Annotated in this window: 20 protein-coding genes; 19 read left to right on the top strand and 1 reads right to left on the bottom strand. The window is 67.8% G+C overall.

The window, feature by feature from the left end; translation table 11 throughout:
* The first annotated feature begins 127 nt into the window (after positions 1 to 127).
* From rnc to Q0D93_RS00870, 18 genes are all read left to right on the top strand, one after another.
* On the top strand, positions 128 to 805 hold the full coding sequence (rnc, locus tag Q0D93_RS00955) for a ribonuclease III (RefSeq protein ID WP_294390073.1): 678 nt from the start codon (positions 128 to 130) through the stop codon (positions 803 to 805).
* Positions 802 to 1,695, top strand: coding sequence for a GTPase Era (gene era, locus Q0D93_RS00950; protein WP_294390070.1), 894 nt, complete (start codon positions 802 to 804; stop codon positions 1,693 to 1,695). The genes rnc and era overlap by 4 nt, the downstream gene beginning before the upstream one ends.
* Before the next feature lie 67 nt (positions 1,696 to 1,762).
* Positions 1,763 to 3,148, top strand: coding sequence for a phospholipase D-like domain-containing protein (locus tag Q0D93_RS00945; RefSeq protein WP_294390067.1), 1,386 nt, complete (start codon positions 1,763 to 1,765; stop codon positions 3,146 to 3,148).
* A 105-nt stretch (positions 3,149 to 3,253) separates the two neighbouring features.
* On the top strand, positions 3,254 to 4,174 hold the full coding sequence (locus Q0D93_RS00940; RefSeq protein WP_294390064.1) for a Ku protein: 921 nt from the start codon (positions 3,254 to 3,256) through the stop codon (positions 4,172 to 4,174).
* Between the two features lie 111 nt (positions 4,175 to 4,285).
* Positions 4,286 to 6,877 carry a DNA ligase D gene (gene ligD / locus Q0D93_RS00935; protein WP_294390060.1) on the top strand — a complete coding sequence of 864 codons (2,592 nt, stop codon included), beginning with the start codon at positions 4,286 to 4,288 and terminating at the stop codon, positions 6,875 to 6,877.
* An 89-nt stretch (positions 6,878 to 6,966) separates the two neighbouring features.
* On the top strand, positions 6,967 to 8,601 hold the full coding sequence (locus tag Q0D93_RS00930) for a DUF5597 domain-containing protein (RefSeq protein ID WP_294390057.1): 1,635 nt from the start codon (positions 6,967 to 6,969) through the stop codon (positions 8,599 to 8,601).
* 9 nt (positions 8,602 to 8,610) lie between these two features.
* Positions 8,611 to 11,439 (top strand): TIM-barrel domain-containing protein, encoded by a 2,829-nt coding sequence (locus Q0D93_RS00925; protein WP_294390054.1) that lies wholly within the window; start codon positions 8,611 to 8,613, stop codon positions 11,437 to 11,439.
* Positions 11,440 to 11,729: 290 nt separating this feature from the next.
* On the top strand, positions 11,730 to 12,311 hold the full coding sequence (locus Q0D93_RS00920; protein WP_294390051.1) for a lytic transglycosylase domain-containing protein: 582 nt from the start codon (positions 11,730 to 11,732) through the stop codon (positions 12,309 to 12,311).
* 1 nt (position 12,312) lies between these two features.
* Positions 12,313 to 12,624 carry a TrbC/VirB2 family protein gene (locus Q0D93_RS00915; RefSeq protein WP_294390048.1) on the top strand — a complete coding sequence of 104 codons (312 nt, stop codon included), beginning with the start codon at positions 12,313 to 12,315 and terminating at the stop codon, positions 12,622 to 12,624.
* 3 nt (positions 12,625 to 12,627) lie between these two features.
* Positions 12,628 to 12,909, top strand: a complete 282-nt coding sequence (locus tag Q0D93_RS00910; RefSeq protein WP_294390045.1) for a type IV secretion system protein VirB3 — start codon at positions 12,628 to 12,630, stop codon at positions 12,907 to 12,909.
* 10 nt (positions 12,910 to 12,919) lie between these two features.
* The gene (locus Q0D93_RS00905) at positions 12,920 to 15,325 is read left to right on the top strand and encodes a VirB4 family type IV secretion/conjugal transfer ATPase (RefSeq protein WP_294390043.1); all 2,406 of its coding nucleotides are present in this window, start codon (positions 12,920 to 12,922) and stop codon (positions 15,323 to 15,325) included.
* Positions 15,322 to 16,572, top strand: a complete 1,251-nt coding sequence (locus tag Q0D93_RS00900) for a type IV secretion system protein (RefSeq protein ID WP_294390041.1) — start codon at positions 15,322 to 15,324, stop codon at positions 16,570 to 16,572. Before Q0D93_RS00905 ends, Q0D93_RS00900 begins: the two co-directional genes overlap by 4 nt.
* A complete protein-coding gene (locus tag Q0D93_RS00895; protein WP_294390038.1) occupies positions 16,569 to 17,327 on the top strand; it encodes a TrbG/VirB9 family P-type conjugative transfer protein in 759 nt (252 codons plus the stop codon). Before Q0D93_RS00900 ends, Q0D93_RS00895 begins: the two co-directional genes overlap by 4 nt.
* The gene (locus Q0D93_RS00890) at positions 17,324 to 18,475 is read left to right on the top strand and encodes a TrbI/VirB10 family protein (protein WP_294390035.1); all 1,152 of its coding nucleotides are present in this window, start codon (positions 17,324 to 17,326) and stop codon (positions 18,473 to 18,475) included. The genes Q0D93_RS00895 and Q0D93_RS00890 overlap by 4 nt, the downstream gene beginning before the upstream one ends.
* Entirely contained in the window at positions 18,472 to 19,452 is a 981-nt protein-coding gene (gene virB11 / locus Q0D93_RS00885; protein WP_294390030.1) for a P-type DNA transfer ATPase VirB11, read from the top strand. The genes Q0D93_RS00890 and virB11 overlap by 4 nt, the downstream gene beginning before the upstream one ends.
* A gap of 234 nt (positions 19,453 to 19,686) precedes the next feature.
* The gene (locus tag Q0D93_RS00880) at positions 19,687 to 21,216 is read left to right on the top strand and encodes a hypothetical protein (RefSeq protein ID WP_294390644.1); all 1,530 of its coding nucleotides are present in this window, start codon (positions 19,687 to 19,689) and stop codon (positions 21,214 to 21,216) included.
* A 76-nt stretch (positions 21,217 to 21,292) separates the two neighbouring features.
* Complete coding sequence (locus Q0D93_RS00875) at positions 21,293 to 24,040, top strand: TonB-dependent receptor (RefSeq protein ID WP_294390028.1); 2,748 nt, start codon at positions 21,293 to 21,295, stop codon at positions 24,038 to 24,040.
* A 7-nt stretch (positions 24,041 to 24,047) separates the two neighbouring features.
* Complete coding sequence (locus tag Q0D93_RS00870) at positions 24,048 to 24,392, top strand: helix-turn-helix domain-containing protein (RefSeq protein ID WP_294390025.1); 345 nt, start codon at positions 24,048 to 24,050, stop codon at positions 24,390 to 24,392.
* Between the two features lie 202 nt (positions 24,393 to 24,594).
* On the opposite strand, the gene Q0D93_RS00865 is transcribed toward Q0D93_RS00870, so the two are convergent.
* Entirely contained in the window at positions 24,595 to 24,840 is a 246-nt protein-coding gene (locus Q0D93_RS00865; protein ID WP_294390022.1) for a hypothetical protein, read from the bottom strand.
* Positions 24,841 to 25,458: 618 nt separating this feature from the next.
* Between Q0D93_RS00865 and Q0D93_RS00860 the strand changes: the two genes are divergently transcribed.
* Positions 25,459 to 26,397, top strand: coding sequence for a DUF808 domain-containing protein (locus Q0D93_RS00860; RefSeq protein WP_294390019.1), 939 nt, complete (start codon positions 25,459 to 25,461; stop codon positions 26,395 to 26,397).
* Positions 26,398 to 26,529 lie beyond the last annotated feature (132 nt).

Genomic DNA, 26,529 nt, shown 5'->3' with positions numbered 1-26,529 from the left:
CAGTTCCTCGCATGCCTGGCGGTTGAACCCCGCCGGCCCTTCCCCGTTCAGCGCGGCCGGCAACAAGGCGGTGCCGGCGGAACGGCTCGGGGTGGCGTGACGCCCGTGTCGTGCTAGGGCGGCGCGGATGAGCGATCCCGCACAGCTTGCCGCCTGGGTAGAAGGCGCATTCGGACACACACCCCGCGACCCCGCCCTTTTTGCGCGCGCGCTGACGCATGGCAGCCAGGGCGGGCCGAGCTACGAACGGCTGGAGTTTCTGGGCGACCGGGTGCTCGGCCTCGCCATCGCCGCCTGGCTGTATGAGCGTTTCCCGGAAGAGCCGGAAGGCCGCCTGTCCGCCCGCCTGAACGCGCTGGTCAGCCGCGAGACATGCGCGGCGGTGGGGCGCGAGGCCGGGGTGCCGGAGCGGCTGATCCTGGGCAAGCAGGCGCGCGACGATGGCGCGCAGAGCAGCGACAATGTCGTCGGCGACGCGGTGGAATCGCTGATTGGCGCGCTGTTCCGGGAAACCGATTTCCGCACCGCCTCCGATGCGGTGAAGCGGCTGTGGAGCGAACGGTTCGACCGCCTGACCCAGGCGCCGAAGCATCCCAAGTCCGCGTTGCAGGAATGGGCGGCCGCGCGCCAATGCCGCCCGCCCGTATATTCGCTGGTGGGGCAGAGCGGGCCGCATCACGCCCCCCGCTTCATCGTGAAGGTGGAGGTGGGCGGCAAGCGCGGAGGCAGCGCCACCGCCGAGGGATCGTCGAAACAGGAAGCGGAGACCGCCGCCGCGGCCGCTTTGATGGGAGAGCTTCAATGACCGAACGCTGCGGCCTGATCGCCGTCGTCGGCGCGCCCAATGCGGGCAAATCCACCCTGGTCAATGCGCTGGTCGGGCAGAAGGTGGCGATCGTCAGCCCCAAGGCGCAGACCACGCGCGCCCGGTTGATGGGCATCGCCATCGAAGGCGAGGCGCAATTGCTGCTGGTCGACACACCCGGCATCTTCGATCCCAAGCGCCGGCTGGACCGCGCCATGGTCGCGGCCGCCTGGACCGGCACGGAAGGCGCGGACCTGATCGCTTTGGTGATCGACGCCAAGACGAAGTTCGGCAGCGCGACCCGCGCGCTGGTGGATCGCGTCGCCGCTTTGCCCGGGCCGAAGGTCGTGATCCTCAACAAGGTGGACGTCGCCGTCAAGGAACCGCTGCTGGCGCTCGCCCAGGAATTGCAGGGGATGCTCGCGCCGGAGGCGATCTACTTCGTTTCCGCGCTGACCGGTGACGGCATCCCCCAGCTGAAGGCGGACATTGCCGGCCGGATGCCCGAGGATCCCTGGCACTTCCCGGAGGATCAGGTATCCGACGCGTCCGAGCGGATGCTGGCGGCGGAAGTCACCCGCGAGCAGCTCTACCTGCAGCTGCGCGCCGAGCTGCCTTATGACAGCGCGGTCGAGACCGAGAAATATGAGGAGCGCAAGGATGGCTCGGTCGCGATCCACCAGCAGATCCTGGTCGCGCGCGACACGCAGCGAGCCATCATCCTGGGCGCACGCGGCGCCCGGCTGAAGGAGATCGGCCAGAAAGCGCGCGAGGAACTGTCCCGCATCACCGGCCAGACCGTCCACCTGTTCCTGCACGTCAAGGTAAACCCCCGCTGGGAGGAGGATCGCGGCCTGTACCGCGACATCGGGCTGGACTGGGTGGATTGAGCGGCTAGTCCGAACGACGATGGTTGGGAGGGGGGAGCCGGTGTGGCGGTCTGACGCGGCAACGCGAATGCGCGTGATCGTCGATGCCGACGATTATTTCCGGGCGGCGCGCGGCGCGATGCTGAAGGCGCAGCGCCGCATCATGCTGATCGGCTGGGATTTCGACGCGCGGATCCGCCTGACCGACGCCCCGCAGGAACCGGGCGAGCCGGCCACGGTGGGCGACTTCGTGCTGTGGCTGGTGGACCGCAATCCCGAGCTGGAAGTGTTCCTGCTGCGCTGGGATGTCGGCGCGCTGAAGACGCTGGCGCGCGGCAGCACGATGTTGACTGTCGTGGAATGGATGCGACATCCGCGCGTCCACACCAAGCTGGACGGCTTCCACCCGACCGGCGCGTCGCATCACCAGAAGATCGTGGTGATCGACGATTGCTTCGCCTTTTGCGGTGGCATCGACATGACGAGCGAGCGCTGGGATACGCGCGCGCATCGGGACGGCGATCCCGGCCGCACCACGCCCAACGGCAAACCCTACAAGCCGTGGCACGATGCCACCGCGGCGGTGGAGGGGCCGGTCGCGGCGGCGTTGGGCGAACTGGCGCGGGCACGGTGGACGCGCGCCGGCGGACACCCGCTGGAGCCCGTCACGGGCCGCGCGGATTGCTGGCCCGACGACCTGCCGGTCGATTTCGCGGATATCGACGTCGGCATCGCCCGCACCCTGCCCAAGATGCCGGAACGGGAAGAGGTGCGTGAGGTGGAGGCGCTGTTTCTGGCGCAGATCGCGGCCGCCCGGCACAGCATCTATGCGGAGAGCCAGTATTTCGCCTCGCGCCGGATCGCGGAGGCGATCGCGCGCCGGCTGGACGAGCCGGACTGCCCCGAAATCGTGATCGTCAATCCGCTGACCGCGCAAGGCTGGCTGGAGCCGATCGCGATGGACACGGCCCGCGCGCGCCTGATGCAGGCGCTTGCGGAGCGTGATCGCCATGGCCGCTTCCGCCTCTACCATCCCTTCACCGCCGGCCGGGAGCCGATCTACGTCCATGCCAAGATCATGATCGTAGACGGGCATCGGCTGCGGATCGGGTCGGCCAACATGAACAACCGCTCGCTCGGACTCGATACCGAATGCGATCTGGTGATCGATGCGACCAGCGATGCCGACCGCCGGACCGTGGCGGGCATCCGCGACGGGCTGCTGGCCGAGCATCTCGATGTAGAGCCGGACCGGATCGCGGCGATGCTGGCGGACGGGGGCTCGCTGATCGCCACGATCGAGGCGTTGCGCGGTCCCGGCCGTTCGCTCCGCCTCTTTGAGCAGGTCGACCTCAACAGCGTGCAGGAATGGCTTGCCGACAATGAAGTGCTCGATCCCGAGGACCCGTCCGAGATGTTCGAGGCGCTGACCAAACGCGGCCTGTTCCGGCGATTGCTGCGCCCGCGCACCTGAAGCGTCGACGGGTATTTTCCTGCATCTTTCACCCGGCGAACGGCGCGCAGGAACCCCGGGCCGCTCCATGCTTTGAATCGGCCTCGCAACGAAGGGTCGTTCCTCATGGCCGCGCGCGCTTACTGGCAGGGGCAGATCAGGCTGGCCTTGGTATCCATCCCCGTCGAAATCTATTCCGCCACCAAGAGTGGGGCGACCGTCGCCTTCAACCAGATCCACGAGCCGTCGGGCAAAAGGATCAAATATGAGAAGGTGGCCCCCGGCATCGGCCCGGTCGATCCGGAGGAGATCGTCAAGGGCTTCCAATATGAAAAGGGCAAATATGTCCTGATCTCCGACGAGGAGATCGATGCGGTGAAACTGGAGAGCAAGAAGACGCTCGAACTCACCCAGTTCGTCGATCAGTCGGAAATCGACATGATCTATTTCGAAAAGCCTTATTATGTCGTGCCGGCGGACGACCTGGCGGAAGAAGCGTTCGTGGTGCTGCGCGAAGCCCTGCGCCGGGCCAAGAAGGTCGGGCTCGGCCAGCTTGCCCTGCGCGGCCGCGAATATGTCGTCAGCCTGAAGCCGTGCGGGCGCGGCATGGTCCTGGAAACGCTGCGCTATGCGGACGAGGTCAACAAGGCCGCCAGCTATTTCCGCGAAATCGGCGACGTCACCCCGGACGAGGACCTGCTGGACCTCGCCACCACGCTGATCGACAAGAAGACCGCCCGCTTCGATGCCGGCGAATATCATGACCGCTACATGGACGCGCTGCGCGACCTGATCGAACATAAGCGCAAGGGCAAGACGATCGAAACCGCGGAGGAGCAGCCCGCCGCATCGCGTGGCTCCAACGTGGTCGACCTGATGGCCGCGCTGAAACGCAGCCTGGAGAAGCCGGGCGCCGCGAATGATGCCACAGTGAAGAAGACTCCCGCCAAGTCATCGGCCAAGACGTCGGCGGCGAAGAAGGCAGCGGATGAGGACGACAAGCCCGCCCCCCGCAAGGCACCCGCGAAGAAGCGGGCGGCAGGATGACCCTCCCCCCGCCACGTCTGCGCAGGCAGGGGCGAAGCGGGAGGACGCACCCTCAAGACCGGCCCCCAGCCGCAACGGGGGTGGGGCCCCACCTCCGCAGGGGCGGCGGGCATGGGTAAGCGCGCGTCGACACGGGGCCAGGGCGGAGGGGCGTCCACCGACCTCCTCGCGACCTACAACGCCAAGCGCGACTTCACGCAGACGGCCGAGCCCGCCGGCGCCCCCGGAGCGGCGGCGGGCAACGTCTTCATGGTGCAGAAGCATGATGCCACCCGCCTGCACTGGGACTTCCGCCTCGAACTGGACGGTGTGCTGAAGAGCTGGGCGGTGACGCGCGGCCCCTCGCTCGATCCCGACGACAAACGCCTGGCGGTGCGGACCGAGGATCATCCGCTGGCCTATGCCACGTTCGAGGGTACGATACCGGCCGGCCAATATGGTGGCGGCACGGTGATGCTCTGGGATCGCGGCAGCTGGACGCCGGTGCCGGGCAAGGACCCGCGCAAGACGCTGGAAGAAGGCCATCTCCACTTCACCCTCCAGGGTGAGCGGATGAAGGGCGAATGGCTGCTGATCCGCCTGAAACCGCGCGGGCGGGAGCGGCATGAGAATTGGCTGCTGCGCAAGATCCAGGACCACCATGCCGGCGGCTCCGGGGATCTGGTGGACCGCTGCCTCACCTCCGTCGCGACCGGGCGAACCATGGTGGAGATCGCCGAAGGAAAAGGCGGCGGACGGGAGTGGCAGTCGAACAGGGACCGGCACGGCGCGGAGGACGAGGTGCAGGCCGCCGACGCCGCGCTCCACCCCACGCCCACCCCGCCCCACACACCGAAGCGCAAGCCGGCCAGACCATCCCGACCGCGCGCCGCCAAGGCCGCCCCGCCCCCGTTCCAGGAACCGCAGCTCGCCACCCTGGTCGATCATGTGCCGGGCGGTGGGCAATGGCTGCACGAGGTCAAATATGACGGCTACCGCGCCCTGGTCGCCCTTGGAGGTGGCACGGCCCAGGCGTGGACGCGCACAGGGCTGGACTGGTCGGACCGGTTCGCGCCGGTGGTGGCGGCCGCCGCGACCCTGCCCGGGTCCGCTTTGATCGACGGCGAAGTGGTGGCGCTGGACGCGCAGGGACGCCCGAGTTTCCAGGCGTTGCAGGCCAGCCTCAAGGAGGGCACCGGCGATTACGCCTATTTCGCCTTCGACCTGCTGCATCTGGACGGGGAAGACCTGACATCCCTGCCGCAGATCGAGCGCAAGGATCGCCTGCGCGCCTACCTGGCCGATGCCGCCGCCCCGATCCGCTATTCGGAGCATGTGACCGGGTCCGGCGAACAGCTGTTCGACAGCCTGTGCGGGCAGGGTCTGGAGGGCGTCGTGTCCAAGCGCGCCGATGCGCCCTATCGCGGCAAGCGCACGCAGGCGTGGGTGAAGACCAAATGCCTCAGGCGGCAGGAGCTGGTGATCGTCGGCTGGACACCGAGCGACAAGGGGCGCGGCTTTCGCTCGCTGCTGCTCGGCCTGCATGAAGATGGCGGGCTGCGCTATGCCGGCAAGGTCGGCACCGGCTTCGGCATGGCGCTGATCGACGAGCTGATGGCGCGCATGAAGCCGCTGGAGCGCAAGACGCCGACGGTGGAGGCACCGCGCGCGGCGGTGCGCGGGGCGCACTGGATCGCGCCCAAGCTGGTGGCGGAGATCGCCTTCACCGAATGGACCGGCGACGGCGTGCTCCGCCACCCTAGCTTTGTCGGCCTGCGCGAGGACAAGCCGGAGCGGGAGGTGGTGCGCGAGGTGCCGGCCCCGGTCCCGGGCGACCAACCGGCCGCCCCCGTCGACCGGGGATCGGGGGTCGTCGTCACCAATCCCGATCGCATCATCTATCCCGAGAGCGGAATCACCAAGGGCCAGCTCGCCGCCTATTACGAGGCGATGGCGGACCCGGTCCTCGCCTGGGTAGCGGACCGCCCGATCAGCCTGGTCCGCTGCCCGCAAGGGCGGGCCAAGCAATGCTTTTTCCAGAAGCACGACGCCGGCAGCTTTGGCGACGCGGTGAAGCATGTGCCGATCCGCGAAAAGGACGGGCATGACGAACCTTACCTCTACGTTGACGACGCCAAGGGCTTGCTGACCTGCGTCCAGATGGGGGCGATCGAGTTTCACGGCTGGGGATCGAAGGTGGGCGATGTCGAGCTGGCCGACCGGCTGGTGTTCGACCTGGACCCCGACGAGGGACTGGACTTCGAGGAGGTGAAGCGCGCCGCGATGCAGTTGCGCGACGTGCTGGGCGAGATCGGGCTCGCCACCTGGCCGATGCTGTCGGGCGGCAAGGGGGTGCACGTCGTGGCACCGCTGGACGCCAGCCGCGACTGGGTGGCGGTAAAGGACTTCGCGCACCGCTTCGCCCTCGCGATCAGCACGGCGCATCCCGAACGCTTCACCGCCAACATGAAGAAGACGCAGCGCAAGGGCCGCATCTTCCTGGACTGGCTGCGTAACCAGCGCGGCGCGACGGCGGTCCTGCCCTATGTCGCGCGCGCCCGGCCCAACGCGCCCGTCGCCGCGCCGGTCGACTGGAACGAACTGGAGACGATCAGCAAGGCCGGCCATTTCACCATCGCCGACGCGACGGAATTGGCTGAACGCGCGCGCTCCGCCTCGCTGCGCGACTGGGCCCGGGCGGCACAAAGGCTTCCCGACCTCTGAAACATTATTTCATTAGCGTCGCCGATGTTTGCTCCATAGAACGCGCCGCAACCGGGGCGTCCACGCCCCCGACAAGCATGGGGGCAGAGGTGAAGCAGATCTTCCGTAATCGCTGGCACATGGGCGCGGCTTGCGCCCTGGCCTGTGCAGCGGCCACGCCGTCGCTGGCCGCCGACCCGTCCCTGCCCCATATCGAGAGCCGCAACGGCCACCATGCGCTGATCGTCGACGGCAGCCCGTTCCTGATGCTGGGCGCGCAGGCCAATAATTCGTCCAACTATCCCTCGGCTTTGCCCAAGGTCTGGCCGATGCTGGACCGGCTGAACGCCAACACGCTGGAAATCCCGGTGGCTTGGGAACAGATCGAGCCGCAGGAGGGCAAGTTCGACTTCGCGTGGGTCGACCTGCTGCTGAACGAAGCGCGCGCGCACGACAAGCGGCTGGTGCTGCTGTGGTTCGCGACCTGGAAGAATACCAGCGCCAGCTATGCGCCGGAGTGGGTGAAGACCAATCCCGGCCGCTTCCCGCGCATGATCACGGACAAGGGCGAGAAGCATTACGCCCTCTCACCGCACGGCACCAGGACGCTGGAGGCAGACAGGCGCGCCTTCGTGCGCCTGATGGAACATCTCAAGGCCAATGATCCCCAGCATACGGTGATCATGGTCCAGCCGGAGAATGAAACCGGCAGCTATCGCCTCGCCCGCGACCATTCGCCGGAGGCCAACCGCCTGTTCGCCGGCACCGTACCGGCCGAGCTGACCCGCAAGCTGCGCAAGAAGCCCGGCACCTGGACCGAGCTGTTCGGTCGCGATGCCGAGGGTGCGTTCCAGACCTGGTACCTGGCATCCTATGTGAACGCGATCGCCGCGGCCGGCAAAGCCGTCCTCCCGCTGCCGATGTACGTCAATGCGGCGCTGCCCGGCCATCCGGACGTATGGCAGGCGCCCGGCACCTATGCGTCGGGCGGACCCGTGCCGGCGATGCTGGACATCTGGAAGGCCGCCGCGCCCGCGATCGATATCGAGGCACCCGACATCTACAACACCGACCATGGCGACTATATCGGGTTCCTCGACCAATATAATCGCGCCGACAATCCGCTGTTTGTGCCCGAAACCGGCAGCAGCAAGGTCTATTCCCGCTTCTTCTTCCCGGTCGTGGGCAAGGGCGCGATCGGCTTCTCGCCGTTCGGGCTGGACTTCACCGGCTATACCAACTTTCCGCTGGGCGCAGCCAAGCTGGATGACGAAGCGATCAGCGGCTTTGCCCTGAACTATCGCCTGTTCGGCCAGCTGGTCCGCGTCTGGCCGAAGCTGGCGCTGGAAGGCAAGACGCAGGGCGTCGCCGAACCGACAAATCCCGCCGCCAAGCACGCGCAGGAGATGCGTTTCGGCCGCTGGCGCGCTACCGTCACCTTCGGACGCCCGCAATTCGGGACCGACGAGCCCAAGGGCAACGACTTCCCGTCGGGCGGCGCGGCGATGGCGCAACTGGGCCCCGACGAGTTCCTGGTCACCGGCGTGCATGCCCGCGTCGACCTGGCGCTGGCCGAGCCGAAGCCCGGCGAACAGACGCAGATCCTGCGGGCCGAGGAAGGCCATTATGATGCGGCGGGCCAATGGGTATTCGACCGCGTCTGGAATGGCGACCAGACCGATTGGGGCCTGAACTTCACCTCCGTTCCGCAGCTGCTCCGCGTCACTCTTTCCACGCTTCGATAGGATTTACCGATGGTCCGCCTGCTCGCCTCCGCCGCGCTGATCGCCCTTGCCGCGCCCGTCTGCGCCGCGTCCTACCAGCGCGTCGACCAGGGCATCGTCGTCACGCCCGACACGGGCGCGGCCAAGCGCGTGCGCGTGCTGGCCTATGGAGATGCGGCCTTTCGCGTCACGGCGGTGCCTGGCGAGACGCTGACCGAGATACCCGGCAGCCTGATGGTGACGGCCGGCCCCGCCGGCAATCCCGTCATCTCCAAGCGCGGTGGGCTGGTCACGCTGAAGCTGGCCAAGGCCACGGCCGAGGTGCGGTTGAAGGATGGGCATGTCCGCTTCCTGGACGCGCAGGGCAAGCCCGTGCTGGACGAGGCGGCGCGCGGCGCGATCCGCCCGATCACGATCGAGAACAGCGGCTTCGTCGCGACGCAGCAGCAGTTCAACCGCGGCACCGACGAAGGCTTTTACGGGCTTGGCCAGCACCAGAATGGCCAGATGAACTATAATGGCGAGGACGTCGATCTCGCCCAGCACAACATGGACATTGCGGTGCCGTTCGTGGTGTCGACCCGCAATTATGGCCTGTTGTGGGACAGCAACGCCATCACCCGCTTCGGCAATCCCAAGCCCTATGACCTGATGCAGGCGGATGGCGGCTGGAAGGCGGATTATTATCTGGGCGGGCAGCTGGCCGTCAGCCGCACCGAACAGACGATCAACTACCAATATATCCGCGACCAGGCGAACTGGCCGGCGGCGGCCAAGGCCAAGACGGTCGCGTCGGCCGACAGCGGACAGAATACGGCCGGCGTCGCCGCACAGACGCAGAAGGTGGTGTGGACCGGCACCGTCACCCCCACGCTCACCGGCACGCACAAGCTGCGTCTCTACTCGTCCAGCTATGTGAAGGTGTTCGCCGACGGCAGGGAGGTGCTGAACCGCTGGCGCCCGAACTGGAACCCCTGGTACCACAATTTCGAGCTGCCGATGACCAAGGGCAAGCCGGTCGAGGTGCGGATCGAGTGGGAGCCGAATGCCGGCTACCTCGCCTTGTTCCACAGCGATCCCCTGCCCGATGCCGACCGCCACTCGCTGTGGATGTCGTCGGACGTCGGCAACGCGCTGGATTATTACTTCGTCGGCGCCGACAGCATGGACGGCGTGGTCGCCGACTATCGCAAGCTCACTGGTCGCGCCTCCATGATGCCGCGATGGGCCTATGGCTTCTGGCAAAGCCGCCAGCGTTACGAAACGCAGGACCAGTTGCTGAACGTGGTGCGCGAATATCGCAAGCGCGGCATCCCGCTCGATAACATCGTGCTCGACTGGTTCTACTGGCCGCAGGACCAGTGGGGCAGCCACGATTTCGACAAGACCCGCTTTCCCACGCCGCAGCAGATGGTGGACCAGGTCCACGCCATGAACGCGCGGATCATGATCTCGGTCTGGCCGAAATTCTATCCCAACACCGACAATGCCAAGGCAATGGCCGCGCATGGCTGGCTGTATCAGGGCAACCTGAAGGCGGGGCGCAAGGACTGGGTCGGCCCGGGCTATGCCAATACCGATTATGACGCATATTCGCCCGGCGCGCGGCAGCTTTACTTCCAGCAGGTGCGCGACAAATTGGTGACCAAGGGCTTCGACGCCTGGTGGATGGATGCAACCGAGCCGGACATCCACTCCAACTCCTCGATCGAGGAGCGGATCGACGCCATGGGACCGACCGCATCCGGGCCGGCGGCGGCCTTCTTCAACAGCTACCCCCTGGTCCATGCCGAGGGGATGGCCGAAGGGCTCCGCACCGCGCGGCCCGACGTGCGGCCGTTCATCCTGACCCGCTCGGGCTTTGGCGGCCTGCAACGGACGAGTTCGGCCTTGTGGTCGGGCGACGTCGCCGCGCGCTGGGACGATCTGCGCGCGCAGATCTCGGCCGGGGTGAACATCTCCATGGCCGGCATCCCCAACTGGACGCACGATATCGGCGGTTTCTCGGTCGAGGATCGTTACTCGCGGCAGTTGCCGGAAGCGCAGCAGGAATGGCGGGAGTTGAACCTGCGCTGGTTCCAGTTCGGCGCCTTCTCGCCCTTGTTCCGCAGTCATGGCGAGTTCCCGCATCGCGAGATCTACGAGATTTCGGCGAGCGACCCGGCGATGCAGGCGTCGATGATCTGGTACGACACGCTGCGCTATCGCCTGATGCCGTACATCTACACGCTGGGCGCCGACACGTCGCTGAAGGACGGGTCCATCATGCGCGGCATGGTCATGGACTTCGCTGCCGACCGCAAGACGTGGGACATCAACGACCAATATCTGTTCGGCCGCGCATTCCTGGTGGCGCCGGTCACCACCTTCCAGGCACGCGAGCGCAACGTGTACCTGCCGGCGGGCGCCGACTGGTACGACTTTAACAGCGGTGCGTTCGCGCGCGGCGGCCAGACGATCCGCGCCGCCGCGCCCTATGGGCGGATGCCGCTGTTCGTGCGCGCGGGCTCCATCATTCCGACCGGTCCCGCGGTCATGAGCACCGCCGAGAACAAGGGCGGGCCGCTGGTGCTGCACGTCTTCACCGGCACCGACGGCAGCTTCTCGCTCTACGAGGATGACGGCGTCAGCACAGGCTATGCGCAGGGCAAATATGCCCGCGTGCCGATGCGCTGGGATCAGTCGAGCCGCACGCTGACGATCGGCGCGCGCGAAGGCGGCTATGACGGGATGCCGGCCGCACGGACGATCGCCGTCCGCTTCTACGGGCCGGGCAGGGCGACGGTGCCCGACTTCTCCGAAGCGGGCGCCACCAGCCTGGTCTATCAGGGTCAGGCGATGACCGTGCAGCAACCCTGAACCAGCACAAGCGGCGGGCAGTTCGGCTGTCCGCCGCCGCTGTTCCATGAACGAGACGGCGGCGGGTCCGCTTGAGGCGGTCCCGATACGAAAGGCGGCAGCCCTGGTGAAGACGGGCTGTACGGCTCTGCTCCGCCGCATGGATGCCACGTGCGGGCGACAGCAGCGCGAGGGTGTCGCACAAGAGTCACATTACACCTTTACGGCGCATATCCATGCGGGGGCATCACCACACATCGTCACGTCTGGCCCAGGTGAACAGGGCTGCAACGGCGGCTACGCTGGCCGTCATGGCAGCGCTTGCGACCGCGCCGGCATGCGCCGACGTGATCGAGATCGATGGAGGCGGAACGGCCCATTACCGCACCGGTTCCGGCCAGGTACGCTGGAGCGGCGGGGAAGAGGACGACGCGCCGCTTGCGGTCGAGGCCGGAATGGTGCCCGACGCCGCGCTGACGATTCCCCAGGCCGGCGACATTCCGGCGGGCTATGCCGCGATCGTCGCCGACCTGGCGCACCGCTACGACCTGAGCCCGCGCCTGATCGCCGCCCTCGTCTGGCAGGAAAGCCGCTGGCGCGCGGATGCGGTGTCGGCAAAGGGCGCGCGCGGCCTCGCCCAGCTGATGCCAGCGACCGCCCGCGCGTTGGGCGTGGACGCGGCCGATCCGCGCGGCAATCTGGAAGGCTGCGCCCGCTATCTTCGCCAGATGCTGGACCTGTTCGACGGCGACGTCGAACGTGCGCTGGCCGCCTACAATGCCGGTCCCGGCCGCGTGATGAAGGCCGGCGGCGTTCCCGCAATTGCCGAGACGCGCGCCTATGTCGCGTCCATCGTCGATCACCTCTCCCCTGTTCAGAAGAAGGATAACTGACGTGTCCATCCGTTCTCTTGCGGCGGCGTCGCTGTTCGCTGCCAGCGCCGCAAGCCCCGCTTTCGCGCAGGCCGCCGGGGATCCGCGCGGGTCCGGGCCGATCGTGGCCGCGCTCGGCTGGTTGCAGGGGACCCTGTTGGGCAATGTCGCCACCGCCGTCGCGGTGATCGCGGTCGCGATGGTCGGTTTCATGATGCTGACCGGGCGGATGAACTGGCGCTTCGGCGCGACTGTCATCATCGGCTGCTTCATCCTGTTCGGCGCCTCCGCGATCGTGTCGGGCATCCAGTCCACCGCCGCGATGGGCGGCTGATCCATGAGCCTGCGGCGCCAGCCGGTCTTTCGCGCGCTGACTCGCCCGCAGATGTTCGCGGGCGTGACCTACAGCTATTTCATCATCAACGCCGCGGTCACCACCGAGGCGTTCCTGATCACGCGGAGCTTTCTGGCGCTGCCCGTGGCGCTCGCCGTTCACGCCATCGGCTATTTCGCCTGCCTGCGCGAACCGCGCATCTTCGACCTGTGGCTGACCAAGGTCAGCCGCTGCCCCCGCACGCGCAACTGGAAGCGCTGGGGCTGCAACAGCTATTCGGCGTGAGGAAGCCCGCATGACCAAGTGGATCGGCGCCGCCGCATGGGGCGACAAGGAAGCCAAGGCCGGCGACCGCCTGCCCTATGCGCGCCACGTCAACGACCGAGTGATCGGCTTGCGCGACGGATCGCTGATGACGGCGCTGCAAGTGCCGGGCCTGTCGTTCGAGACGGAGGATTCGGCGCAGCTCGACCATCATCTCGGGGTGCGCGAGGTGATGTTGCGCAGCGTGCTGGACGCGCGCTTCGTGGTGTATCACCACGTCGTCCGCCGCCGCATCTCGGTGGAGCTGGAGACGGAGTTCGACAGCCCGCTGGCGACCGAACTGGACGGCCGCTGGCGCGCCGCCTTGTCCGACCGGCGGCTGTTCATCAACGAGCAGTTCGTGACGATCGTCCGCCGCCCCGCGCGCGGCAAGACCGGCTGGCCCGATCGCCTGCGCCGCCGCTTCGCCAAGCGGCAGGATGACGGCCTGGACCCGGCCGAACTGCGCGCGCTGGAGGCAGCCGCCACGGCTTTGGTCGCAGCCCTGCAGCCTTATGGTGCCCGCATGCTGGGCGCGTATGAGGGGGCGGGCGGCCTCTGTTCGGAGCCGCTGGAATTGCTGTCGGCGCTCTACAATGGCGAGATGCGCCCGGTGCGGATGCCGACCGAGCAGGTCGATGCCGGCCATTACCTGCCATATGCTCGCGTCAGTTTCGGCCTGGACGCGATCGAGACGCGGACGCCCGCCGGGCAGCGTTTCGCCGGCATGCTGTCGATCAAGGAATATCCCGACGCGACCAGCGCCGGCATCCTCGACGGGCTGCTGCGCCTGCCGTGCGAACTGGTGCTGACCGAAAGCTTCGCGCCGGCCGACCGGCAGATCGCCAAGGAACGGATCGACCTGGCGCTCCGCCGCCTGCGCTCGGCCGACGAGGATGCGGTGGCGGAGCGGCGCGAGATGGCCGGCGCGCGCGATGCACTCGGCGCGGGTCAGGTCGGCTTCGGCGACCATCACCTCAGCCTGCTGGTGCGGAGCGAGACGCTGGAGACGCTGGACGCCATGCTGGCGCAGGCAGGCGCGGCGTTGGCCGATACCGGCGCGGTCGCGGTGCGCGAGGACGTCAATCTGGAGCCTTTGTTCTGGGGCCAGTTCCCCGGCAACGAGGCGTATCTGGTGCGCCGTGCGATGGTGTCGACCGCCAATGCGGCGGGCTTCCTGTCGCTACACGGCTTCGCCATCGGCCAGGCGACCGGCAACCATTGGGGCGATGCGGTGTCGGTGCTGGAGACGACCAGCGCCACGCCCTATTTCTTCAACTTCCACGAAGGCGACCTCGGCAATTTCACCGTCATCGGCCCGTCCGGTTCGGGCAAGACGGTGGTGCTCAACTTCCTGACCGCGCAGGCGCAGAAGTTCGGGCCGCGCACGATCTTCTTCGACAAGGATCGCGGCGCGGAGATCTTCCTGCGCGGCATCGGCGGCCATTACAGCCGGATCAGCCCGGGCGAGCCGAGCGGGTTCAACCCGCTGCGCCTGCCCGACAACGCCGCCAACCGCGCCTTTCTGCGCGACTGGCTGGGCAGCCTGCTGACCCCGGAAACGCCGGAAGAACATGCCACGGTCGCCCATGCGGTGGACGCCTGTTTCGACCACGATCCCGCCTTCCGCCGTCTGCGCCACTTCCGCGAATTGCTGGCCGGTGGACGCCGGCCGGAGCCGGGCGACCTCGCCTCGCGCCTTGATCCGTGGATCAATGGCGGCGAGCATGCCTGGGCGTTCGACAATGCGGCGGACGAGCTGGACCTGTCCGCCGCGACGCTCGGCTTCGACATGACGGCTATCCTGGAAGCGCCGCGTCTGCGCACGCCAGTCATGATGTACCTGTTCCACCGGGTTGAGGAGCGGCTGGACGGGCAACCGACCATGATCCTGATCGACGAAGGCTGGAAGGCGTTGGACGATCCGGTCTTTGCCCAGCGCATCCGCGACTGGCTGAAGACGCTGCGCAAGCGCAACGCATTGGTCGGTTTCGCCACCCAGTCCGCGCGCGACGCGCTCGACAGCCGCATCTCGTCCGCCATCGTCGAGCAGACGGCGACCATGATCTTCACGCCCAATGCCAAGGCGCGCGAGGAGGATTATTGTGCCGGCTTCGGCCTGTCCGCGCATGAGCTGGAGCTGATCCGCACCCTGCCCGCGCACAGTCGCTGCTTCCTGGTGCGCCATGCCAACCATTCGGTGGTCGCCCGGCTCGATCTGTCGGGGATGCCCGACATGCTGACCGTCCTGTCGGGGCGGGAGGCGAGCGTGCGCCGGCTCGACCGCATCCGCGCCGACGTGGGCGACGATCCCGCGCGCTGGTATCCCCTGCTGGTCGGCGCGCCCTGGCCTGCGCCCACCGATGCCGAGGATGCGTTCATGGAGGCCGCCGAGTGAGCGGCTGTCCCGTCCTCGACATGACCCAATCGAGCAGCGTCGCCGCGGCGCTGCGGATGGTGGATTGTCGCGCGGGCGAGGCGGCGGGGCTGGCCTTCACCCGCCTGTTCGGGGCGGACGGCGCGCTGCTGCCTGCGCTCACCATCCTGCTTACCCTGTATGTGGCGTTTCTCGCCGTGGGCATGCTGACCGGTCGGACCACGCTCGGCCTGTCGGCACTGACCCCGCGCATGATGACCTTGGGCCTGGTGCTGACCTTTGCGACGTCGTGGGTCGCCTATCAGTCGGTCGTCTGGAACCTGGCGGTCGGCGGGCCGGATCAGGTGGCGGGCATCGTCATGGGCGCCAAGGGATCGGCCACCGACCTGTTCGCCAGCCGTGTCGACATCCTGTTCAACGCCATCGCCGATGCCGCCTCCGCCGGGGGCAGCGCACAGCCGCAGGCGGCGGCGCAGGCGGGCGCACCGGTGGCGGCGCAGGCGGCGGGGGGCAGCTTCACGCCCACCGACCTGATGTGGATTTCCGCACTGATGCTGCTGCTTGGCACGGTCGGCGTGCTGGTGACGGCCAAGATCGCGCTGGCGGCTTTGCTCGGCCTGGGCCCCATCTTCATCATATTCGCCCTGTTCACGGGCACGCGCGGGCTGTTTGAAGGCTGGTTGAAGGCGGTGGTGATGCTGGCGGTGACGCCCTTGTTCGCTATCCTGCTGGGCGCGGGCGTGCTGGAACTGGCCGTGCCGATCGTGCGCGCGCTCAACCAGGGTGGGCAGATCGAAGGACGGACGGTGGGCGCATTGTTCGTGCTGGCGTCGGTTTATCTTGCGCTGATGGTGATGGCGCTGAAGGCAGCCGGCGCCATCGTCGCTGGGTGGGGCCTGCCCGGCAGTGCCGCGCGGGAGGAACGTGGCGCCGCCACGGCAGCGATTGCTGCCGCAACCGCCGGTGCCGCCCATCCGCTCAACCCGGCGACGCCGGCGGCTGTCGGCGGCGGCGACGCGGCCCGCACCCGCGCCATCGTCGCCGCATTGCCGCCCGCCGCCAATGACGGCACAAGCGGACGCGGCGGCGCGGGCGAGCATCGCACCCGCACCATCGTCACCCAAAGCGCGTCCACTTCGTTCCCCGCCGGCTCGTCCGGCACGCTCGACCGCGCGCGTGGCCTGGGCAGCCGTTTCCGCCCCGCTGCCGCCGGCTCACCCCCCACTGGTTCATCGGCAATCGGTTCATCCAAGGAGAAGCGGCCATGAGGCCGTATCGCATCATCCCCATGCTGCTGGCCGCCACGGCCGGGTTGGCGCAGGCCGCGCATGCCGCCGACGCCCGCGTGGTCACCCGCCGCTACGAACCGTCCACCATCGTGACGGTCCCCGGCAGGATCGGCACGCAGGCGACCATCCGCTTCTCGGACGATGAACGGATCGAAAATGTGGCGGTGGGCGACAGCGCGGTGTGGCAGGTCACGCCCAACAAGCGCGCCAACCTGCTGTTCGTGAAGCCCACCGCGCTCCGCGCGCGCACCAACATGACTGTGGTGACGGACCAGCGCACCTACCTGTTCGATCTGGTGGCCGGCGGCGCGGCGACCCCGCTTTACGTGCTCAGCTTCTCCTACCCTGCCCCGCCAAGGCCGATCGCGCCGGTGGTGGTGGCCGCCGCGTCCGCGCCGGAACGCCGGCCCGAACCCGATCCCGCCAGCCTGAACTTCGGCTGGAAGGCGCAGGGCAGCCAGCAACTGATCCCGACCCGCGTGTTCGACGACGGGCGCGCGGTCTATCTCGGCTGGCGATCGGACGTTGCCATGCCCGCCATCCTGGTCCGCGACGAAAAGGGCGTAGAGGGGCCGGTCAACCACACGCTCAAGGGCGACTATGTGGTGGTTGACGGCGTTCCCGGCCAATTGGTGCTGCGCTGGGGCAAGGAGATGGCGACCCTGACGCCCGAACCACGCCAGCCCGTGCGCACCGCCGCCAACCAGACCAGCGAGCGGAGCCTTGCCCGATGAGCGACACCATCACGCGCGCCACGCCGGCAGCCGGGACGGTGGTGGTGCTGCGGCCGATCTCGGACCTGGATCCGCGCGGTCATATGGACCCGCAGAGCCTGGCCCTTGCCACCCGCAACAGCTTTCCGGTCGTGGCGCAACGTCGCGGCAAGAGCGACGGCATGGGCATGGCGGCGGGTGTCGGCGTGGCACTGCTGCTCGGCGGGGCGACCTTCTGGTCGATGAGCGGCCACCGCTCCGCACCACAGCAGAGCGTGCAGCCTGCACCTTCGGCAGTGGTGGCTCCGCTGCCCGCGCCCCCCCCCCCCGTGCCGCAGGCGGCTCCGCCCGTGCCCGTGGTGATGCCGGTCATCCCGCCGCAGGCGATCACGCCCGCGCCCAACCCCACCGGCGTGTTGGGCGACGCGGCAGAACGGCGGCGCGCGCCGGCCGTGGTGTTCGACGCGAGCGGTGCGCCGGCATCCGGCACCGCCAGCGGGCCAACTGCGCCCGGCACGCCCAAGCCGGGCACGGCGCAGACCGCTGGCGGTGGCGAGAACGAACAGTTCGCCGCGCGCCTGTCGGGTGAAGCCAGCGACACCGCCACCGCCACCAGCATGGCCAACCCCGCCAGCACGGTGACGCAGGGCACGCTGATCCCGGCGGTGCTGGAAACCGCGATCGACACCGACCTGCCGGGCTATGTCCGCGCGGTGGTCAGCCGCGACATCAAGGCGTTTGACGGCCGCAGCGTGCTGATCCCACGCTCCTCCCGCCTGATCGGCCAGTACAAGTCCGGGCTGCAGGCCGGGCAGCGCCGCGCCTACGTGATCTGGACGCGGCTGATCCGACCCGACGGCGCTTCGATCGCGCTTGCCTCGCCCGCCACCGACTTCGCCGGCCGTTCGGGCCTGGGCGGACAGGTGGACGGGCATTTCCTGAAGCGGTTCGGCTCGGCCATGCTGCTGTCGGTGGTGGACGCGCTCGGTACGATCGGTAGCGGCGGCAGTTCGGTGATCCTCGGCGGGGGGCAGAATGCCGCCGGCGTCGCCGCACAGCGCGACGGGCAGATCCCGCCCACCATCCGTGTTCGCCAGGGCGAGCCGATCCGCGTTTTCACCGCGCGCGACCTGGATTTCTCCACCGTGGGCGAATGGGTCAAGGAATGAGCAGCGCACCGCGCCTGGTTCCTGCAGATCCGCCCGAGAGCGTCTATCTCGGCGCCTATCTCGCGCCGTTCCGTGCCTGGCTGGACCGCGAGGAGGTGAGCGAGATCCTGATCAACCGTCCCGGCGAGATGTGGATCGAGGCGGCGGGCGAGCCGGAGATGCTGCGCGTCGCGGCACCCGAGATCGACGACCTCCACCTCCGCCGGCTGGCCGAGCAGATCGCCCGGATCAGCCATCAGGGGATCAATCGCGAACGGCCGCTGTTGGCGGCGACCTTGCCCGGCGGCGCGCGTGTCCAGATCATCGGGCCATCGGCGACGCACGGCCATTGGGCGATGGCTATCCGGCGGCACCGCATGGTCGACCTGACGCTCGACGCCTATGACCATGGCCGCCTGGCGCCATCGGGTGACGCGGCGATGCCGGACGTGGAGGCCGCGCCGATCGCCTATCTGCGCGAAGCCGTCCGCCGGCGGCGCACGATCCTGATCAGCGGCGGCACGTCCACCGGCAAGACCACCTTCCTCAATGCCCTGCTCCGCGAAGTGCCCGCACAGGAACGGATCATCACGGTCGAGGATACGCCGGAAATCAAGCTGCACGGGCCCAACGGCCTCGGGCTGATCGCGGTAAAAGGCGAGCTGGGCGAGGCGCTGATCACCACCGACGACCTGTTGCAGGCGGCGTTGCGGCTCCGCCCGGACCGGATCGTGCTGGGCGAACTGCGTGGGCGCGAAGCCGTCAGCTTCCTGCGCGCGATCAATACCGGGCATCCCGGCTCCTTTTCCACCGTCCACGCCAATTCGCCGCAGGGCGCGCTGGAACAGCTGGCCTTGATGGTAATGCAAAGCGGCATCGGTCTCAGCCGACAGGATACGATCGCCTACGCGCGGCAGGTCATAGACGTGGTGGTCCAACTTGGCCGCGTCGACGGACAAAGGCAGATCACGGCGATTGCCCTGACAGCAGACATGTAGGCGCAGTGTTGCCGCTCGAGACTGCGGCATTCTTGTATCGTCTGTGTTACACCAACGTGTATGATACACAATATTCCGGCATCACCGATGTATATTTGATCGGACTGATCCACCGATGCGTAATGTAACTGTCACGGAACAAAACTAGCAACACCCCGAAGGCTGGCACCCGCCATGCCAAAATCACCCGATCTGAACAGGGGACGATCCGTGACCAACAAGCTGTCTTTCCTGATGCTGGGCTGCGCCGCGATGGCGCTGAGCGCCTGCGGCGCCGACGACATCGCTTCGCCTGGTGAGGGCACGATCGTGACGCCCCCCGGCAATGGCGGCGGCACCACTCCCCCCGGCGGCGGAACGACCAATCCGGGTGGCGGCACCGGCCCGGCCGCGAACTGCCCCACCGGCACGATCGATCGCGGAATCATCGCCACCAACTGGCGCAATTGCGAGCTTTCCGGCCGCATTTCCAGCGACCTGACGCTGCAGAACCTGCCGGGCGTCCGCTACTCGCTGTCCGGCCCGGTCAATGTCGGTACCGATGTGGGCGGCGACGGTAATGCCTCGGGCGGCCAGCGCGCCACCCTCACCATCCAGGCCGGCACGGTGATCTTCGCCTCGCAGGGCAATGACTATCTGGTGGTCAATCGCGGCTCCAAGCTGAACGCCATCGGCACGCCCGTCAGCCCGATCGTGTTCACCGCCCGCGCCAACATCGAAGGCACGACCACCGATTCGAGCCAGGGTCTGTGGGGCGGCATCGTCCTGCTCGGCCGCGCGCCGATCTCCGACTGCAACACGGCCGTCGCCGGCGGTTCGGCCCAGTGCCAGAACGTCGTGGAAGGCACGACCAGCTCGCTCTACGGCGGCGCCACGGCCGAGGATTCGAGCGGATCGCTGCAATATGTCCAGATCCGCTATTCCGGCTTCGCCATCGCACCGGGCAACGAGTTGCAGGGCCTGACCCTGGGCGGCGTCGGCTCCGGCACCACGCTCGACCACCTTCAGATCCACAACAGCTCGGATGACGGCATCGAGATCTTCGGCGGCCGTCCGAACCTGAAGTATCTGGTGGTCACCGGCGCCGACGACGACGCGCTCGACACCGACCTCGGCTACAAGGGCTTCATCCAGTTCGTGATCGCCGCCCAGCGCGACGCCACCAACGGCGACTCGATGGTGGAGGCCGACTCGAACGGCAACGAGGACGCGCTGCCCCGCCAGAATACCCGCCTCGCCAACTTCACCTTCATCCAGCGTTCCACCGTGCAGGGCCTGAACGCGATGCTGCTGCGCGGCGGCACGGATTACACCGCCGTCAACGGCGTCGTGGTCACGCCGCAGGGCACCGCCTGCCTCGACATCGACGCGACCAACGGCACCACCATCCGCAATCCCGACCAGGCGCTGGACGATGCCGGCCGGCCGGTGTTCAACTCGGTGGTGTTCAGCGGCTGCGCCACGCCGTTCCGCGGTGACGACAACAATGTCAGCGGCACGGACGTGGCGGCGGTCTTCAACGCCGGCAGCAACAACAACAGCGCCTTCACCTCGTCGCTCACCAACGTCTTCGTCGATGGCGCCAGCGAGCGTGCGGTCTCCGCGTTTAACGCCGCCTCGCTCGGCGCCTTTTTCACAAACACCAGCTACATCGGCGCCGTCCGCGACTCCGCCGACACCTGGTATGCGAACTGGACCTGCAATTCGGTGACGCTGAACTTCGGTTCGGCCAGCGCGAATTGCGCCGCCGCGCCGGCCAACTGATCGCACACAACCTTGGGGGAACCGGCTCCGTCGCGATCCATGATCGCGGCGGACGTCGGCAAAGAAGGACTTACCGATGATTGACGTCCGTCACGCTTGGCGCCTTGCCTTGCTGTCCTGCACGGCGCTGGCTCCCGCAATCGCGCATGCGCAGTCCACGCCGACCGTGGGCACGCCGACCGCACCTACCGCCGGCTCGACCGCGTCGCCCGGTGCGTCCGTGCAGGGGTCGCAGGATACCCAGGAGCAGGTCGAAATCTCCGCCCCCGGCGCCAGTGCCGACACGGACGAGATCGTCGTTACCGGACGCAACATCCCCAATCCCGTGCGCGCCACGCCGCAGGTCGTCAGCGTCCTCTCCTCCGCCGAAATCGCGCGGACCGGCGAGGGCGACATTGCCGGCGCGCTGACCCGCGTCACCGGCCTCAGCGTGGTCGGCAACGGCTTCGTCTATGTTCGCGGCCTCGGTGACCGCTACAGCTCCGCCTTGCTCAACGGCCTGCCGCTGCCGTCGCCCGAGCCGCTCAAGCGCGTCGTCCCGCTCGACATCTTCCCGACCAGCGTGATCGCCAGCGCGGTCGTGCAGAAGAGCTATTCCGCCAATTATCCGGGCGAGTTCGGCGGCGGCGTGATCAATCTCACCACCCCGTCCGTGCCCAAGGAAAGCTTCTTCAACATCGGCGTCAGCGGCAGCTGGGACACCCAGACGACCGATGAGCTGGGCTATACCTATCACGGCAGCAAGCTGGATTATCTGGGCTTCGACACCGGCAAGCGCGACGTGCCCGACCTGCTCCAGGGCGCAATCCGCAGCGGCAATCCGGTGGTCGCCGGCAGCAACTTCTCCGCCGCCGACGTGCGCGGGTTCGCGGCCAGCCTGACCAACGCCGACACCACCGTGCTCCAGCGCAACAAGCATCTGCCGCCGAACTTCGCGGCGGACCTGTCGGCCGGCAAGTCGGTCGATCTCGGCGCGGGTCAGCTGGGCTTCGTCGCTTCGGCCAGCTTCTCCAACGGCTGGCGCACGCGCGACACCCGTCAGCAGACCGCCAACGATCCCGAACTGGCGAGCCTGCAGCGCGACTTCCGCACGGTCATCACCGACAATCGCGCGGTCACCAGCGGGCTGCTCAGCGTCGGCTATGACGCGAACCGCAACAAGGTGCGCCTGACCGGCCTCTACATCCGCGACACGTTGAAGCAGGGCCGCCTGTCGGCCGGCTACAATGCCAGCGTCGCGGATGCCGATCCGATCGCCAATCCGGATTTCCTGGGTACGCCGCCGATCCTGCAACAGAATACCTATTGGTTCGAACGCCAGCTGATCGACCTGCAGGCAGTGGGCGAGTTCCACATGGGCGACCTCGCGCTCGACCTGCGCGGCGGTTACGCCAACTCGCAGCGCGAAAGCCCGTATGAGCGGGACTTCACCTACACCTATGATCGCGGCACGGCGAAGGACTATGTGAACTTCCTCAGCCGCACCGGCGGGCAGTCCGCCTCCGTCGCGTTCAACGACCTGAACGAGAATGTGTGGGCGGGCGGCGTCGACCTGTCCTATCGCGTGCCGGGCGCCCGCGACCTCCGCATCAGCGGCGGTTATGCCTACAACAAGACCGACCGCACCTCGTCCCGCTACCTGTTCGACTATGTCTCGGCCGGTGGCGCGCTGCCGATCGCGGTGGCACAGGAGCGGCCGGACTATCTGGTCTCCGACTACAATATCTACACCTACGACATCCGCCTGTCCGACGCCTCCGGCGCACAGGGCACGGCCGCCTATGCGGCGGACCTCAGGGTCCATGCCGGCTACGGCCAGGTCGATGCGGAGCTGCTTCAGGGCCTGCGCGTCAACCTCGGCGTCCGCTATGAAGACGGCCGCCAGAGCGTGCTGCCCGCTGGCACCGGTTTTGCCCCCACCCTCATCAAGCAGGATTACTGGCTCCCGGCCGCCACGGTCACCTGGAATTTCGCGGAGGACATGCAATTCCGCGTGGCCGCGTCCAAGACGATCGCTCGCCCGCAATTCCGCGAACTCGCCTTCCAGGTCTATCAGGATCCGGAATCCGACCGTCAGTTCACGGGCAACCCGTTCCTGACGGACAGCAAGCTGAAGAATGCGGAAGCGCGCTACGAATATTATTATGCGCGTGACCAGCGCATCTCGGTAGCGGGCTTCTTCAAGCGGATCGACAATCCGATCGAGCAGGTCGGCTTCATCGTCGGCGGCGGCGGGCTGCGCACCGGCTTCGCCAACGCGCCCAAGGCCGATCTGTACGGTGCCGAGGCGGAGGTGATCCATTACCTGCCGCTCGACACGCTGGACGTGGACTTCCTCACCAGCCGCCGGGTGCTGCTGTCGGCCAACTACACCTACACCCATTCCAAGCTGAAGCTGGGCGACCAGACGGTGATCGGGCCCGACCTCAGCGCGGTGCCGGCCAACGTCCTGTACCGCGAAGGCGCGCCGCTGACCGGCCAGTCGGATCATATCGTCAACCTCCAGCTGGGTCTGGAATCAACCGACCACTTGTCGCAACAGACCGTGATGCTCAATTATGCGAGCAAGCGCGTCACCAACCGTGGCCCGATCCAGGGATCCAGCCGCCAGCCGGACATTTTCGAACGTCCCGGCGTGTCGCTGGACTTCGTCGCCCGCGAAGGGTTCACCGGAATCGGCAAGGGGCTGGAGCTGAAGTTCGAGGCGCGCAACCTGCTGGGTCGCCGCTATCGCGAATATCAAAGCTTCGACGACACCCGCGTCAACATCAACAACTACAAGCTCGGACGCATCCTCTCGCTGGGCGGCACGCTGAAGTTCTGATCGGCCCGTGCCCAAGGCCTATCCGGACGAGCTGCGCCAGAAGGCGGTGGAGGCGATCGCGGCCGGGGAAACCTATGCCGCGACCGCTGCCGCCCTCGGCGTCAGCATATCGGCGGTGGTGAAGTGGACCAACCGCCACCGCACCACCGGCACCGCCGCGGCGCGGCCGAGCGGACGGCGCGACCAGCGCCGTTGGCTGGAACCGCATCGCGAATGGCTGCTGGAGCGCCTGCGCCAGCAGCCCGGCACCTCGCTCAAGACGCTGGCCCACGAACTGGGCAAGCGCGGCGTCCAGACCAGCCACGTTTCCGTCTGGCGGCTGCTGCGCGACGCCGGCGTGACCTTTCGGTAGGCCGAACCAAAGCCTTGCCGCGATGCCCCGCACGCGCGGGGGCTCATCTGAGGACATGTGCTCAGCCCGTAGCATCGTTCAGGGACGACCACATGGCTGGCGCCGACACATGTAGCCGCCATGCGCACTCGCCTGCACGACAGGAATCCCGCCAAACCCGGGGTTATGGAAGATCGGGACGTCAGGTGTGGCGAAACCGCCTTCAACTCTTTGGCGGCATGAAGATCGACCCCTTGCCCTGCGCACCGATCCGAAAGACCGGCGTCGCGGTCCCGTCAGGGGTTCCCGCCATGTCACGCTTCCAGGCGACAGGATCGGGCATGCCCGTATGATGATGCCAGCCGGTACGGTCTTTGCGGCTTAGCGTTGCGGTCAGGGAGCCGTCCGGCCTCGCCTCCCCGGACCGCGACGATGCCGGGAGGATGGCGGTCATGTCCACCACCAGCATGACCCGAACGATTGGATCGCCTGTCTTGTCCGGTATCGCCGTGCGGTGCCGACTGCCTTGGTCGCCCCCCGAAAAGCCGGTAGGCCACACCTCCTGCGGCGAACGCACCCAGATCGCAGGACGGCTTGCCCTGGATCGCGCCGGCATAATCGAGCCGCATCAGCTTCGGCGGTGCGCTCATCGACACGACAAGGCCCGCTGCCGCGTCATCTGTCGGGTCAAGCACCTTCCGCACGGCTCCGGTTTCCGACGACAGGGTGCAATGGGCACAGCCCTGCGCGGCACCTCCGATCAAGGCCATGCCGGCACACGCAATCAGGCGAACGGACCTATGCCCTCCCTTGTCGGCGCAAGCAGGGTCGCGCCGTTGGTGCGGCTGGTCAACTATGCTCGCGCGCAACACGCGCCGTGCAGCCCGATGTGGTCGTTACCCTGCTCCCACTGCCCTGGTCTGAATAGCCCGCAAACAGCCCCGCTCCAGCGGGCGGCGGTTTGGACGATGCGCAGTGGACCACCCGTGAGACATGCTTCCAAACAGCCCGCGCGCTTGCCTAAGCGGAGCGCGCCGTCCACACAGCCGGGCCGTCGGACGCACCGGCGGGTTGCAAGGGCATAAGCATGGCTTCCGGATTGATCGCGCTGCTGGACGACGTTGCGGGTATCGCAAAGCTGGCGGCGGCCTCGATCGACGATGTCGGCCTCGCCGCGCAGAAGGCGGCCACCAAGGCGGTGGGCGTGGTGGTGGACGACACCGCCGTTACCCCGCGCTACGTCACCGGCCTGTCGCCCGAGCGCGAATTGCCGATCATCCTGAAGATCGCGCTCGGCTCGCTGCGCAACAAGCTGCTGATCCTGTTGCCCGCCGCTTTGCTGCTCAGCGCCTTTCTGCCGTGGGCGATCACCCCGTTGCTGATGCTGGGTGGCGCCTTCCTCTGCTTTGAAGGCGCGGAGAAGGTGTTGGAGGCGCTGGGCAGCGGCCATGACGGGCACGCGGACGCGGCCGCCATCCCGGTCGATCCCGCGCAGCTGGAAGCGACGCAGGTCAGCGGCGCGATCCGCACCGACCTGATCCTGTCGGCGGAGATCATGGCGATCACGCTGGCGCAGGTGGCGGCCTCCCCCATACTCACCCAGGCGATCGTGCTGGCGCTGGTCGGGGTGGCTATCACCGTCGGCGTCTATGGGGTGGTGGGGGTGATCGTGAAGCTGGACGATATCGGCCTGCACCTCGCCCGGCGGCGCCCCGCCGCCGTGCGCGCGCTCGGCCGTGGGCTGGTCAAGACCATGCCGATCCTGTCGCAGGTGCTGGCCACCGTTGGTACGGCGGCGATGCTGTGGGTCGGCGGCGGCATCCTGCTGCACGGTCTGGAGGGCTTCGGCGTGGCCGAACCGGCCGGCACCATCCACCATGTCGCCCATGCCGCCGGCGCACATGCGGGGCCGCTGGCGGGCACGATCACGTGGCTGGCGACGGCGGTCGCGTCGGGCGTGATCGGGCTGGCCGTGGGCGCGCTGGTTGCGATGGTGGTCGGCCGCCTGTTCCACCGCGCGCACTGACGGCGAAGACCTCGGCGCGGGGGTGAGGCATGCCCCACGCGCGGTAAGGCGATGAGACCGTCGGGCATGGCGACGTGCGCCCCCGCCCAAGAGACTCCCCAGCGGGTGGACCGTGCGGACGATCGTGCAGCT

Source organism: uncultured Sphingomonas sp. (assembly GCF_934560975.1).
In the GTDB taxonomy this organism is placed as follows: domain Bacteria; phylum Pseudomonadota; class Alphaproteobacteria; order Sphingomonadales; family Sphingomonadaceae; genus Sphingomonas_I.
Note: the sequence above shows the minus strand (reverse complement) of the source record. Positions and strands in the feature narration are given on the sequence as shown.